The sequence below is a fragment of the Streptomyces orinoci genome, from assembly GCF_003121295.1.
Taxonomy (GTDB): domain Bacteria; phylum Actinomycetota; class Actinomycetes; order Streptomycetales; family Streptomycetaceae; genus Streptomyces; species Streptomyces orinoci.
Genome location: NZ_PHNC01000031.1, coordinates 1,581,529 through 1,594,762, shown reverse-complemented (window position 1 = coordinate 1,594,762; position 13,234 = coordinate 1,581,529). Strand labels below are relative to the sequence as shown.

The 13,234-nt window shown below is 66.7% G+C and carries 12 protein-coding genes and 1 pseudogene; 3 read left to right on the top strand and 10 right to left on the bottom strand.

Translation table 11 applies throughout. The annotated features are described in order from the left end of the window. Positions 1–33: 33 nt before the first annotated feature. Together CV755_RS29650 and CV755_RS36415 are read right to left on the bottom strand one after the other, a co-directional pair. Positions 34–552, bottom strand: coding sequence for a hypothetical protein (locus tag CV755_RS29650; protein ID WP_241561444.1), 519 nt, complete (start codon positions 550–552; stop codon positions 34–36). 277 nt (positions 553–829) lie between these two features. Further along, a complete protein-coding gene (locus CV755_RS36415; RefSeq protein WP_241561443.1) occupies positions 830–1,078 on the bottom strand; it encodes a hypothetical protein in 249 nt (82 codons plus the stop codon). Between CV755_RS36415 and CV755_RS29645 the strand changes: the two genes are divergently transcribed. Next, entirely contained in the window at positions 998–4,432 is a 3,435-nt protein-coding gene (locus CV755_RS29645) for an ALF repeat-containing protein (protein ID WP_422070612.1), read from the top strand. The genes CV755_RS36415 and CV755_RS29645 overlap by 81 nt on opposite strands. Positions 4,433–5,152: 720 nt before the next feature. Continuing rightward, positions 5,153–5,452, top strand: a complete 300-nt coding sequence (locus CV755_RS34385) for a hypothetical protein (RefSeq protein ID WP_153068765.1) — start codon at positions 5,153–5,155, stop codon at positions 5,450–5,452. A gap of 1,527 nt (positions 5,453–6,979) precedes the next feature. Here CV755_RS34385 and CV755_RS29635 read toward each other — a convergent pair. From CV755_RS29635 to CV755_RS29605, 7 genes are all read right to left on the bottom strand, one after another. Then, positions 6,980–7,321 carry a hydrophobin family protein gene (locus CV755_RS29635; RefSeq protein ID WP_109283313.1) on the bottom strand — a complete coding sequence of 114 codons (342 nt, stop codon included), beginning with the start codon at positions 7,319–7,321 and terminating at the stop codon, positions 6,980–6,982. A 169-nt stretch (positions 7,322–7,490) separates the two neighbouring features. After that, a complete protein-coding gene (locus CV755_RS29630) occupies positions 7,491–9,191 on the bottom strand; it encodes a coenzyme B12-dependent isobutyryl-CoA mutase large subunit (protein WP_109283312.1) in 1,701 nt (566 codons plus the stop codon). A gap of 137 nt (positions 9,192–9,328) precedes the next feature. Further along, positions 9,329–9,667 carry a DUF3817 domain-containing protein gene (locus CV755_RS29625; RefSeq protein WP_109283618.1) on the bottom strand — a complete coding sequence of 113 codons (339 nt, stop codon included), beginning with the start codon at positions 9,665–9,667 and terminating at the stop codon, positions 9,329–9,331. A 70-nt stretch (positions 9,668–9,737) separates the two neighbouring features. Continuing rightward, positions 9,738–10,265 (bottom strand): MarR family winged helix-turn-helix transcriptional regulator, encoded by a 528-nt coding sequence (locus CV755_RS29620; RefSeq protein ID WP_109283311.1) that lies wholly within the window; start codon positions 10,263–10,265, stop codon positions 9,738–9,740. A 73-nt stretch (positions 10,266–10,338) separates the two neighbouring features. Then, complete coding sequence (locus tag CV755_RS29615) at positions 10,339–10,599, bottom strand: hypothetical protein (protein WP_241561441.1); 261 nt, start codon at positions 10,597–10,599, stop codon at positions 10,339–10,341. 146 nt (positions 10,600–10,745) lie between these two features. Continuing rightward, positions 10,746–11,042, bottom strand: coding sequence for an MTH1187 family thiamine-binding protein (locus tag CV755_RS29610; RefSeq protein WP_109283309.1), 297 nt, complete (start codon positions 11,040–11,042; stop codon positions 10,746–10,748). Continuing rightward, positions 11,039–11,383, bottom strand: coding sequence for a DUF3817 domain-containing protein (locus tag CV755_RS29605; protein ID WP_109283308.1), 345 nt, complete (start codon positions 11,381–11,383; stop codon positions 11,039–11,041). The genes CV755_RS29610 and CV755_RS29605 overlap by 4 nt, the downstream gene beginning before the upstream one ends. Before the next feature lie 143 nt (positions 11,384–11,526). Here CV755_RS29605 and CV755_RS36410 point away from each other — a divergent pair. Then, positions 11,527–11,619: pseudogene (locus CV755_RS36410) on the top strand (AIM24 family protein); the annotation flags it as partial. 102 nt (positions 11,620–11,721) lie between these two features. On the opposite strand, the gene CV755_RS29600 reads toward CV755_RS36410, so the two are convergent. Next, positions 11,722–12,978, bottom strand: coding sequence for an RNA-guided endonuclease InsQ/TnpB family protein (locus CV755_RS29600; protein WP_109283616.1), 1,257 nt, complete (start codon positions 12,976–12,978; stop codon positions 11,722–11,724). Positions 12,979–13,234 lie beyond the last annotated feature (256 nt).

The window sequence follows — 13,234 nt, the reverse complement described above, 5'->3', positions numbered from 1 at the left end:
GAGTGGTGGTTTGCCGGCTTCCGGCCGGGGGCGTCAGCCGTTGGCGCGGAGCGTGACCAGGACGGATGGGGCGTGCTTTTGCTGGTCGCCCTCACCGAAGCCTGTGTAGGTGTTCTTGGGTGCGTTGACGACGGTGTCCTTGCCATCGGATGTGATCGTCGCGGTGACGGCGTAGTCCTGGGTCCATATGCCGTAGGCGCCCGGCAGATTGAGGGAAAGGTAGCCCTTCTTGCCGGTGACGGCGAAGCAGAAGTCCTTGCCAGCGTCGCGCGCCTTGACGGTGATGTCGTGGGCAGCGGAGCAGTTGGTGAGCATGATGTGCCCGTCGCCCGTGTACAAGGTGATGCCCTGTTCCTTGAGGATCTGCGCGGCGTTGGGGTACGCGAACGTTTCCACGGCGTAGGACATGTCGGACGGGCCGGAGGCGGGTGCGGGAGCGGGTTTGGGTTGCGGTGCGGGCTGGGCCACGGCCGCCGACGCGAATCCGATACATGCGGCAATCGCTGCAAAGATACCCATAACGGTGCCCTTGGGGGCACGGGAAATGGCCATGTTCGCCTTCCGGTAGGTGAGTTGGGGTCAAAGTGGCCCTTGAATGCAGTCAGTAAAGCACATGTAAGCTACGCGTAAGCGCGTCCCCATCGGCATTGAAGCCATAGGTAGTTGTGCGCTCGACCATGCCGGGGGGCTGTTCAAAAGGCGACGATGCACGTCTGCATGCACCGTGGGCAATTTCACGGCGATAACAGACCTTCAGGCCTCAACAACTGGCGGGTCGGCTGCTGCACAGCCGGCTCCGGACCGAGAAAGAACTTGCTGCATGAAATGGCTACCGCGCTCTGGCAATGGAGCGCCACAACAGCCCATACGCCGACAGAGAGACGGTGGGGGAACGCTTGGTCTGCGCGGTGTCGGCGGGGCGCTGCTTTCGGCTCTCCTCCTGCCGGGCCTGCTCGGTGTCCATCCCGCGGCCGCGGCCGCTGACCCGGACGATGGCCTGCCCCCGCTGTCGGACCGAGCGCAGATCGTCGCGCTGTGGCGGCATGGCGGTGCGGGCGTCAAGGCGGCGGCGGAGCAAGCCCTGTTGGGTACGGACGAGGACGTCAAGAAGTTCTTCGCCAAGAAGGACGGCGTTCAGTTCGACGACGATTGCATTGATGTCAGCCGCATCATCAGTGTGGGCGGGCCGGGGGTGCGCAAGGCCGCGATGAAGGCCTTGGCCACCAACACCCCTGACGCCGTGCAGTCCTTCCTGCGCAACGGCTGGCAGGCGCCGCTGCGGGACGACGAGCAGGTCAAGGTCTCCCAGATCATCATGGCGGGCGGCCCTGGGGTCCAGAAGGCCGGTAAAGCGGCTCTGGCCAGCAACGACCCCAAGGTTTTGGAGGGCTTCCTCAACAGCGGCCAGTACGTGGCCCGGAGGGAGGACAACGAGGTCAAGGTCTCCCAGATCATCATGGCGGGCGGCCCGAATGTGAAGGAGGCCGGCAAGGCCGCCCTCAAGGGCACGCCCGAGGACATCGTCGAGTTCCTCGACGTCGGCCAGTTCGTGGCACGCAACCGCGACAAGGAACATGCCACCATCGCCCAGCTCACCGAGCAGGCGCAGCAGTTCGGTGCGCAGGCGGAGAAGGCCACCAAGGCCGCTGAGGCTGCCCGGCAGCGGGCGGTGGAGGCTGCGGCGGCGGCCAAGCAGGACGCCAAGCGCGCGGCCGAGCAGACCGCAGCGGCCCGCGATGATGCCAAGACCGCCGCGGTCAAGGCGAAGCAGGCGGCCAGCTCGGCCCTCGCCGCCGCCAACGCGGCGCAGACGGCCATTGAGGCGGCCAGCGAGGCCCAGGAGTCAGCACGGGTGGCTGCCATGGCCGCCGCCCAGACGGCGAGCGCGGCGAACGCCGCCGCGGAGGCAGCGGCGAAGGCGTACAACGACTCGATAGCCGCGGAGCATGACGCCGGCAAGGCCGAGGAGGCGAAGAACTCCGCGAAGAGTGCCCGTCAGGCTGCGGGGCTCGCCAGGCTGTCGGCTTCGGCCGCCTTGCAGGCCGGTAACGCCTCCAAGGCGGCGGCAGCGGCAGCCAAGGCATCCCATGGTGCTGCTGCCGATGCCAACGATGCTGCCGACCAGGCCGATGCCGCGGACCAGGATGCGCGGCAGGCCGGGGACTACAACGGCGAGGCACATGCGGCCGCCGAGGAGACCCGGCGTCATGCGAAGGAGGCCGACGCCGCCGCCGATTCGGCCGAGGAACTGGCCAATGAGTCGGCTGCAGCCGCCTACGAGGCGCGGGATGCGGCCAACCGGGCAGCTGACCACGCGGACAAGGCCGCCGACGCGGCTGAGGATGCCGTCAAGCACGCCGGCGAGGCCAAGAAGGCAGCCGCCGACGCAGCCAAGAATGCCGCATCCGCCAAATCTGCTGCCGAAGCGGCCAGTTCAGCAGTAGCCACCGCCAACAAGGTCTTCAAAATTGCCCGGAAGGCCGAGGCGCAGGACCTCGCCACCCGTACCTCCGCCGCCATCGACGTCGCAAGATCCCGCGAGGCGCAGGCGGAACGGATCACCGCCGCCTCGGCCCAGGCGGCGTATGACGCCCGGGGCCTGGACGACATCGCCACCACCCTCGCTGCAGAGGCATCCAAGCCGGACGCCGACCCCAAGGCCACCGCTGCCAAGGGCCGTGAACTGGCTCTCAAGGCGATGAAGACCCGCGGCCCCTTCCTCCAGGAGGCCGCTGCCAACGCCCTGTCCGGTACCGACGCCGACGTCCTGGACTTCCTGCGCAATGGCTGGCAGAAGGCCCAGCAGGACGAAATCCGCCAGGACGTCGCCGACTTGGCCGGTCAGAGCCCTTTCCCGTCGGTTCGCACAGCGGCACAGAAGGCGCTGGGCGGCAGTGACCAGCAGATCCGCGACTTCTACACCACCGGCCAGTACACAGCCGGAATCGACGACTACAGCATCCGCACCTCCCAGCTCATCTCCGCCGGCGGACCGGGGGTGAAGGAAGCCGGCAAGAAGGCCCTGGCCACCAACGACCCCAAGACCATGGGCGCGTTCATCAACGCCGGCCAGTACGCGGCACGGCACGAGGACGAAGAGGTCAACGCCTCCCAGCTCATCTCCAGCGGTGGCCCGGAGATGCAGGCCGCCGGCAAGATCGCCCTCGCCGGCCCCGCGGACGAGCTCCACACCTTCATCCAGGTCGGCCAGTACATGGCCGAACGCAAGGACCAGCTCGCCGCCACCCACATCGCCCAGCTCCAGAACCTCCTCGACCAAGGCGCCATCATCGCCGCCAAGGCCCAGGAAAACCGCTGGATCGCCGCCAAGGCCGCAGCCGACGCCGCCAACGCCAACACCGAAGCCCAAAAGGCCGCCTCGGAAGCGCAGAAGTCCGCAGCCCAGGCGAAGCAGTACGCCGCAGAAGCCGACAAGTCCGCAACCCAGGCCGAGAAATCCGCCGCCAAGGCGGCCAACTCCGCCACCACAGCACGCAGCGCAGCAGACGCGGCAGACCGCGACGCCGCCAACGCCGAAGAATCCGCCGCGGACTCCGACTTCTCGGTGAAGTACGCCAAGGAAGCGGCCATGGTGGCCCACGAGAGCGCAGACGCAGCCCACCGCTCCGCTGTGAAGGCAGGGAAGAGCGAAAGGGAGGCCAACGAGCTTGCCGCCGCAGCCTGGAAGGACGTGATCACAAAGCGGCAAGCCGAGCTTGACGCCGCACGCAAGCAAGCTGCCGAGCTCCGCAAGAAGCAGCACGAACAACACCAGAAGAAGACCTGCATCATCCCGATGAACCGGGAACTGACACCTTGTCAGTTTGCCCCCGACCGCTACAACATCGAGATGCCGGCCATCGATCCCACCATCAACCGCCTCTTCTGGAAGTACTCCGGCCTCGACGACCTCAAGGGATGCATAAAGAACCCCACCTGGGGCCAATGCATCGGCGCCGGAGCAGCCGTCGCCATGGTCATTCCGCCCCTTGGTGCCGAGGCCAGGGCCGGGCTGAAGGTCGGGGAAGGAGCCCTTGAAGGAGTCGAAGGCATAGTCAGGGCAACACGGGTCGGTAGTGATTCTGAGGGGATTGCCCTCGGGCTTAGCGAGGTCGATGGTAACCCGATGGCCCTTCATGAATTTTCGGACTCGGTTGGCGCCAAGTCATACCATGATTGGCCCTCTGCCGGTGATAAATGGGTCAGCGAGTTCAAAGGCTATGTCAATGACGGGAAGACGCCGATCCACTTCAACCTGGATGGCATCGACGATCCGGTGGCAGCCGCTCGCACCGGGAGGGGGCTGGATCCGATCTTCGATGGGCATGCGACTGGATGGGAGCTAAGCTACATCCAGGACAACCCGAGCGCGTGGTCGCGCGTGACCTTCTACAGAAACGGAAGTTCCGTTGCCAACCCATTCGCTCCCTGATGAGGAGTCAGTGCAGCCGGCTGCGAGCCTTCCCATCTCCTTCGATCGGAAGTTCCGGCCATGGCGATACAGTGTCAGCCATTCGGAGCTCAAGCTGCGAAGTGTCGATCCGGCTTCCGTACGCGAGTTTGTTGAGGTGACATTCTATGGTGTCATCGGAATGAAGCTCAAAACGGTGTACCAGCCGCTCACCATTTCCCTTGCGAAGCCGGCGCAGGTTGAGGAGATGTTGAAATTCACCGACGTGCGGGAGTCCCATTCCTCGCGGGTTCGCTGCTTGGCGCTGAGGTCGGCCAGCGGCGACGGCCTTGTAGCGTGTCTCAGTTACAGCATCTGGTCGCACCCCAGGGACGCGGATTTTGGCGTGTCGGGAGTCCAGCACCCAGATTCTGTTCTGATTCTTAAAGGGTAGTGAAGAGCCCCGCCGGAAGATACGGCGGGGCTCTTTGGTATCTTTGACGGCAATGGTTGACGGCAACGTCAGTGGACAGGTGCTGCACAAATAGGTGGATCGTTGCTGTAATCGGGCTCGGCGGTCCGTCCTGAACTATCTTCAGTGCGGGTTCCTCATTGAGGAGCTTCGAGAGGGAGCTTGAATTCTTGGCGACTATGGGTGTGAGTGAAGACGCTGTTCACGCCTTGGTCCGCCTATGTGGGTTTGCGTGCGCCAGGAGTGAGGACTACGTAACTGATGCTGAGCTTTATGGAATCCTGTACTCTATGGCGCCACTTGCCGTTCCCTTCGAGCGGTCAAGCGAGGGCCTGGTTCTTGCGCACAGCGATTTGGCTGGAGTCGACGAGTATGTGACGACGGTGATCCGCTATGTAGAGCGCGGGATCTTCAAGCCAGCACCAGTTGACGTCCTTGCAGTGCTGGAAGAACTAATGCGTCGAATTGATCGGCTCGGTGAGGTTGCAACGGGTAGCGATCAGGCGGCCGCTCGGTCGCAACACGCATACGCGGCGCTATTGCACCTTCTTTATCGGCAGTTCCTTGAGGTTGGCCGCCCGCGCGAGTAGCGAAGGCGCCTTTCCAGGTTACCGGCTGACGCGGGGACGCAAGGCGTCCGGCAACACCCTGCGATCCTGACAGACCTTGCCTTGGAAGGCAGGGAATAGTGGGATCAGGTTGGAATTTAGAGGGCCCGCCAGGTTTGATTCCGGCGGGCCCTCTGGGCGTCTTGACCACAGTAGTTGACGGCAACGTCAGCCGACGGGTTACACAAAGCGGTGGGTCGTCGATGCCTGGCAGCTGAAATTTGGTGCATCGCGGAGCCCCGGACAATTTCCCGCACTCATCCACGCCTTGCCCAGGTAATAATTAGGGGAGCTCATGATCTCAGTTTGCGGTTCGGCAGCATGCGAAGGTTGCAGCCATCGAGAGTGACCCCTGGATCCCTATGAAGGTCACCTGGACTCCCCGCCCTGACGGAAGGCCGCTCTATCTCCGTGTCACCGGAACCAGCGGAGGTGCGGTGGAGATGAAGGTCGATCCCTGCACAGGTATGCTCACACAGGTGATTGTCCTGGAGGAGCCTCCACGGTCCAATGCGCAGCAGAAGCTTCCCTTCGCGGCCGACTCTCAGGCGCGAGCACCGAAGATCGATCTTCGATACTGGGAAGAGTAAGGCCATCTCGATGACTCCTCATCTGAAAACTTCGTGGCATCGATCTTCGCGAAGCTGGCTTTTGTGCGGATACCGCGCCAGATAGGGATCATGCTCTCAAGCCAAAGCCCCGCCCGATACATATATTGCGGCGAGGCGGTAGTCGCGATTTCGGAGGAGGGTGAGTTGGTGGAAATCGCGGTGACTTCCCGGCCTTCTAATGCTCCAGTCGGCGACGGGGCCTCGGCGTAGTCGGATGGCATCTGGTTTGTGACGATCTACCGGAGAAACGGCTCCGGGAACCGAGACGGCATGGTTTTCTAAAGTCATGGAGGTTCTCTGCACCCCCTGACCCGAGTGGAAGACCGCGCCTCCCGACGTATCGTCCCTGGACACCTCACGCTTCGCCCGGCTCCCCGTACTCAGAGGTCCGTTGCTGGTGGTCGTCATGGTTTTGCTGGGCCAGGGGCTGACCTGGTCGAATCCGAGAACTGCCTTGAGCAGGCCGCTGCCGATCTGCGTACTCGCGCCGGGGATTGGAAATGGCTTGCCGGACTTTCCTAAAACGAAGCGTCGGACCTCCAGCACGAGCTGCCTGGACCGAGCGGTCAGCCGGCGCCCTCGCCTGCACACGGCCGCCTCGATGACCACCCGCGATTCCTGCCAACGACACCCCCTGTCAGCAGAGTTCACGTCCGTACATGTCCAGGGCATCGCCCGTAGCGGACCCGACCAGACTCGAGGGGGCGTCAGGTAGACGGCTGTGACGACGAGCGCGCCCCTGCGCGGGCACGAGAATCGAACGTCACTTCCCCGACATGACGGTCCCAATGATCGCTGATAGATCCCCGCAACGGCGCCGTCCTGATCGAGTGGTGACTCCGGTCCGCGCGGAATGAGCACACAGTGGCCCCGGACGACGGCCGGGGCCACTGTCCACTCAACGGTTGACGTTAAACGGCCTGCAACCGGTCGCCAGGATGCCCAAGTTGTTGTGCGCGCAGACGAGGGGCTCCCCGCCGCAGTTCCGGGCGGGACCCACCGGGTCCAGGGAATGGCATTGGACGCCGACCGTGCCGGTGGTGCGGGACAAGTCGGCGCCCACCAGCCTGGCGACGTTCTGTGCGGTGGAATTGTTCGCATTGACCGCCTGGTCGCAGCAGAGCAGCTGGTCGGCCGCGGATGCCGGGGTGGCGGTGGTGATGGTGGTGATGGTCGCGGAGGCGGCGAGCACAAGTGCGCTCGCCACGGTGCAGACGCGGGCACGAAGGTTTCGGGCCATACCAATCCCCCTGGTGTCGGAGTGTCCGTGGACCCCTCGGAAGCGGCGGCAGCCTTCCCTTGCTTACGGCTGGTCACTCGCCGGGGCACTCCAACGAAGGATGCGGTGGAGGCCAGTTCGGGAGCGGCAAGGCGGCTCCGCTCCGGGCTCCGGGACGGTCAGCCGGGCCTCAGAACCCCGCCGGCTCCGTGTACGTCCCCCACTCCTCCCGCAGCACCCCGCAGATCTCGCCCAGCGTGGCCTCCGCGCGTACCGCGTCCAGCATCGGCTCGATCATGTTGGAGCCGTCCCGGGCGGCGGTCAGCATGGCATCCAGGGCGGCGGTGACGGCCGCGTCGTCGCGGGCGGAGCGGCGGGCGCCCAGGACGCGTACCTGCTCGCGCTCCACCTCATGGCTGACGCGGAGGATCTCCAAGTCGCCCGTCACCGAACCCTCGTGGCAGTTGACGCCGACCACCCTCTTGTCGCCCTTTTCCAGCGACTGCTGGTAGCGGAAGGCGCTCTCGGCGATCTCGCCGGTGAACCAGCCGTCCTCGATGCCGCGCAGGATGCCGGAGGTGATGGGGCCGATGGGGTGCTGTCCGTCGGGGTGGGCGCGCAGGCCCCGTTCCCTGATCTGGTCGAAGATCTTCTCGGCATCGGCTTCGATGCGGTCGGTGAGCTGCTCCACATACCAGGAACCGCCCAGTGGATCGGCGACATTGGCGACGCCGGTCTCCTCCATCAGCACCTGCTGGGTGCGCAGGGCGATCTCCGCGGCCTGCTCGCTGGGCAGGGCGAGGGTCTCGTCCAGGGCGTTGGTGTGCAGGGAGTTGGTGCCGCCGAGGACCGCGGCCAGGGCCTCCACGGCCGTGCGGACGACGTTGTTGTACGGCTGCTGGGCGGTGAGGGAGACACCGGCGGTCTGGGTGTGGAAGCGGAGCCACTGCGCCTTGTCGGTCCTGGCGCCGTAGACCTCCTTCATCCAGCGGGCCCAGATCCGGCGCGCGGCGCGGAACTTGGCGATCTCCTCGAAGAAGTCCACATGGGCGTCGAAGAAGAAGGACAGGCCGGGGGCGAAGACATCCACGTCCAGGCCACGGGAGAGGCCGAGTTCGACATAGCCGAAGCCGTCGGCGAGGGTGTAGGCCAGCTCCTGGGCGGCGGTGGCGCCCGCCTCGCGGATGTGGTAGCCGGAGACCGAAAGCGGCTTGTAGGCGGGGATGTTGGCGGCGCAGTGCTCCATCAGGTCGCCGATCAGGCGCAGATGGGGCTCGGGCTGGAACAGCCACTCCTTCTGGGCGATGTACTCCTTGAAGATGTCCGTCTGGAGCGTGCCGTTGAGGACGCGGGGGTCCACGCCCTGGCGTTCGGCGGCGACCAGGTACATACAGAAGACCGGGACGGCCGGGCCGCTGATGGTCATCGAGGTGGTGACATCGCCCAGCGGGATGTCCTTGAAGAGGACCTCCATATCGGCGGCGGAGTCGATGGCCACTCCGCAGTGGCCGACCTCGCCCAGCGAGCGCGGGTCGTCGGAGTCGCGGCCCATCAGGGTGGGCATGTCGAAGGCGACGCTCAGCCCGCCGCCGCCGTTCGACAGGATCATCTTGTAGCGCTCATTGGTCTGCTCGGCGTTGCCGAAGCCGGCGAACTGGCGGATGGTCCAGGCGCGGCCCCGGTAGCCGGTGGCGTACAGGCCCCGGGTGAAGGGGTACTCACCGGGCCAGCCGATGCGCTCGAAGCCCTCATAGGTGTCCCCGGGGCGGGGGCCGTAGACCGGCTCGACCGGGTCGCCGGAGAGCGTGGTGAAGTCGGCGTCGCGCTTGCGGGCCGCGTCGTAGCGGGCCTGCCAGCGGCTGCGCCCCGCCTCGATGGCTGCTGCGTCCATGTGGTGCCGACCACCTCTCCGCGCTCCGTTGCGCTGCGTGCGATTTACTAGGACGTCCTAGTAAATGGTCGCGCAACAGCGCCCCGAACACAAGGGAGGTCCGGGGCGCTGTGGGGCTTGTTATGCCTTGGCGGCCGTTACGCCTTGGCGGGCGCGGGCTCGGCGTCCTCCAGCAGCGGCTCCAGCTCGCGGGAGACCTTGCGCTCCACGAAGAAGGCCGCCGTGGGGATGGTGCCCGCGATCAGGATCCAGGCGAGCCGACCGAACGGCCACTTGGCCTTGGAGCCCAGGTCGAAGGCGAAGACCAGGTACAGGACGTACAGCCAGCCATGGGCGATGGCCACGATCCGGACCGGGCCGGCGACGCCGTCCATGTTCAGCCCGTACTTGGCGATGACGCCGATGGTGAGGAGGACCAGCAGCACGCCGGTGAGGTACGCGAGGGCGCGGTAGCGGGTCAGCACGCTCTTTTTCATGGCATCGAGCGTAGCGGTACCTTCCGGGGCGATCTTCGCGGCCCCCGGTGCGTCGGGGGCGGCGTGCACGTCAGCCCTGTTCGCCCGCCGGCTCCTCGGTGAAGTCCCCGGCCGCCACCCGCAGCGGCCGCAGCACCTCGAAGATCTCGGCGCACTGGGCGGCGTCGTACGCCCCCAGCCCGAAGTCCATGGCCATCAGGTCGCGGGTGGCGGCGTCCACCACCTCGCGGCCCTTCTCGGTGATGGAGGCCAGCGTGCCGCGGCCGTCCTTGGGGTTGGGGCGCTTGTCCACCAGGCCCGCCTTGACCAGGCGGTCCACGGTGTTGGTAACCGAGGTGGGGTGCACCATCAGCCGCTCGCCGATCTTGGACATCGGCAGTTCCCCGGCCCTCGAGAAGGTGAGCAGCACCAGCGCCTCATAGCGGGCGAAGGTCAGCCCATAGGGCTTGACCACCGCATCGACCTGGCCCAGCAGGATCTGCTGGGCGCGCATGATCGAGGTGATGGCGGCCATCGCGGGCACCGCTCCCCAGCGCTGCTTCCACAGCTCGTCGGCGCGGGCGATGGGGTCGAAGGGGAGGCTGAGGGGCTTGGGCACGCAGACGAGCGTACCGGTCGGCTCCCGGGCGGGGCCGGGCGTCTCGTAGTAAGAGACGGCCGGGGCGGCGGGCCTAGGGGACGGGCTCGCCCTTGGCCTCGCGGACCACCTGTACGGCCGCCCGCAGGCTCAGGCCGGGTTCCGCCTTGCGTACCGCGCGGATGGCGGGCAGCTCCTGGGTGTGCGGGTCGAGGCCCGCGGCGGCGATGACGCCGCGCGCCCACTCGGCCCGTACCTCCCGCTCCGGCCGGGCGGCCAGGGCGGCGATCAGCCCGGCGGCGCGCTCCAGGCCGGGACGGTCCTCATCGCTCGCCTCGGCCAGCGCGCGGTGCACGGCGCCGCGATCGAGTGAGTCACGACCACCGCGACCGGTCACCATCGCGGCCGGCCACGTCGGCTGGGCAGCGGAGCGCGGAGCGCGTGTGCCCGCGCCAGGTGTAAGGGGCATACGCGCTCCGCGCTCAGGGCACCCCGAAACCCTCACCCCCCGGCGAGGTGCCGTTCCACCGTTTCCACCTTGGTGGTCAGGCCGTCGGTGACGCCGCGGCGGATGTCCGCCTTGAGTACCAGGGAGACCCGGCCGCAGCGGGCCTCCACGGCGGCCACGGCGCGCTTGATGACGTCCATGACCTCGTCCCAGTCGCCCTCCACGGAGGTGAACATCGCGTCGGTGCGGTTGGGCAGGCCGGAGGCGCGGACCACCCGGACCGCCTCGGCGACATACTCCCCGACGTCCTCGCCGACGCCGATGGGGGTCACGGAGAATGCGGCGATCATGCGCTGACCACGCCTTCCTTGCGGGCACGGGCGGCGATCACGCTGGCCTCGGCCTCCCGGCGCAGCATCCGGTCGGCGATGAAGCCGCCGGTGGGCAGGACGGAGAGGAAGAGATAGAGGGCGGCGGTCTTCAGCGGCCACTTGGTGCGGTTCCAGGCGTCGGCCAGGAAGACGGCGTAGAGGATGAAGCAGATGCCGTGCACCCAGCCCATGACCGGAACGGCGTTGAACGAGGTCGTGTTCTTCAGCACGATGCAGACGATCAGCAGCAGCCAGGAGACGGCCTCCGGGGAGGAGACCAGTCGGAGCCGGCGCAGGGCGGTGGCGGTCTTGAGGTCCACGGAAGCACCTTCGGGTCGGGGGTGGTGGCCGGGCGGTCACAGCTTGTGACCGCGTTCACAAGTTTCCCGGCCATTGTGACAGCCGGGGGGCGCGGCGCCGGTACGGGGGCGCCCCTGAGGGCGGTGCGGGGCCGGGGCCCTGGTCGGCGGCGGGTCGGCGGGAGCTGGTGGGCCGGGGCTCGGGCGAGGCGTTCCGGCTGGAACTGTCGGGCAGTGTCACGGTGGACATCCAGGCGTACAGGTGGAGGAGAAGCTGCGACGGCCCGGTGGCCTATGACGCCGACAGTTGCTCCAGCCGCTCAATGACAATTTGACGTGCCCCCGCCCTTAAGCCAGCCCTAAGCCCTATTGGGGGCAGGGTTTCCTACCAGGGTCGGCTGACCCTCTCGGGGGCTTCCTGCTTCAACGCGCTGTGCCGGGACCGGGGTCCTGGTCTTACCCGCGCTCTGCGAGGCGTTTAACGTCTCCGCCCGTCCGGCGGCGACGATCCGGCGTCCTTCGGACAGAACGTTCTTCGCCGCGTTGTGATCCCGGTCGTGCTCGGTGCCGCAGTTCCCGCACGTCCATGCGCGGACATGCAGGGGCTTGGGCCCGTCCCGCATGCCGCAGGCCGAGCAGACCTGCGACGAGGGGAACGACCGGTCCACCTTGGCGAAGACCCTGCCGTGCTTGACAGCCTTGTACTCCAGCATGCCGACGAACTGTGCCCATCCGGCATCGTGGACCGACTTGGCGAGCCTCGTGCGGCCCAGGCCCCTGGCGGACAGCGTCTCCACGAACACCGCTTGGTTGTCACGGATGATCTGGGTGGAGAGCTTGTGCTGCCAGTCCCGGCGCCGGTCCGCCACGCGGGCGTGCTGCCGTGCGACCTTCCTTCGGGCCTTGTCCCGGTTGTTGCTGCCCTTCTCCTTCCGGCTGAGGGCCTTTTGCATGCGCTTGAGTTTCTTCTCCGCCCGGCGCAGGAACCTCGGGGAGTCGATCTTGCGGCCGTCGGCGAGGACGGCGAAGTGGTTCAGGCCGAGGTCGATCCCGGTGTCGGCGGCGGCCTCGGGGAGGATGTCCGCAGTGGCCTCGACGACGAACGATGCCCAGTACCGCCCGGCGGCGTCCAGGGTGACCGTGACGGACGTCGGCGTTGACGGCAGGGTCCGGGACCACTTCACCCGCAGGTCGCCGACCTTGGCCACGTACAGGCGGCCGTCCGGCCGGACGCTGAACCCGTTCGCGGTGAGCCGGACCGACTGCTTGCTGTCCTTGCGTGACTTGAAGCGGGGCGGCGCGGCCTTGGGCCCCTTGCGCTTGCCGGTGACCGAGGCGAAGAAGTTCCGGTACGCGGTGTGCAGGTCGCGGAGCGACTGGACCAGCACCACGGAGGACACCTCGCCGAGCCAGGCGCGTTCGTCGGTGCGCTTGGCGGCGGTGATGACCCGCTTTTGCAGCTCGGTGTCCTTGATGTATGGCAGCCCCGCGGCATGGGCCTCCTGACGGGCGCGAAGCCCGTCGTTGAACACCACACGGGCACACCCGAACGCCTTGGCCAGCGCTACGCGTTGACCGGGCCCGGGGTACACGCGGAAGTTGTACCGGAGCTGCACAGCCACCATCGTAGTTTCCGCGACGCATGTTCACTTGGCCTTCGTCACGAAGTACCAAAGCGGCGTCCTGGACGACGAGATGCTGAGAGTGCGAGGAAAACATGCGCAACGTGCGCGAGGACTTCCAGGCAGGGCTGAGGGAGTTCAACGGCAAGGCCGACATGTGGCGAGGCCGACCACATCCTGCGGCGCGACTTCACCAACCGCGTAAACCGAGCGATCACGCACGGGCACTTCTGGTTACCGTCGTACTTCC

Bases quoted from the DNA above. Each gene is read 5' to 3' on its own strand.
- CV755_RS29650 (WP_241561444.1), bottom strand. From the start codon at position 552: ATGGCCATTTCCCGTGCCCCCAAGGGCACCGTTATGGGTATCTTTGCA.
- CV755_RS34385 (WP_153068765.1), top strand. From the start codon at position 5,153: ATGGCGCCACTTGCCGTTCCCTTCGAGCGGTCAAGCGAGGGCCTGGTT.
- CV755_RS29635 (WP_109283313.1), bottom strand. From the start codon at position 7,321: ATGGCCCGAAACCTTCGTGCCCGCGTCTGCACCGTGGCGAGCGCACTT.
- CV755_RS29630 (WP_109283312.1), bottom strand. From the start codon at position 9,191: ATGGACGCAGCAGCCATCGAGGCGGGGCGCAGCCGCTGGCAGGCCCGC.
- CV755_RS29625 (WP_109283618.1), bottom strand. From the start codon at position 9,667: ATGAAAAAGAGCGTGCTGACCCGCTACCGCGCCCTCGCGTACCTCACC.
- CV755_RS29610 (WP_109283309.1), bottom strand. From the start codon at position 11,042: ATGATCGCCGCATTCTCCGTGACCCCCATCGGCGTCGGCGAGGACGTC.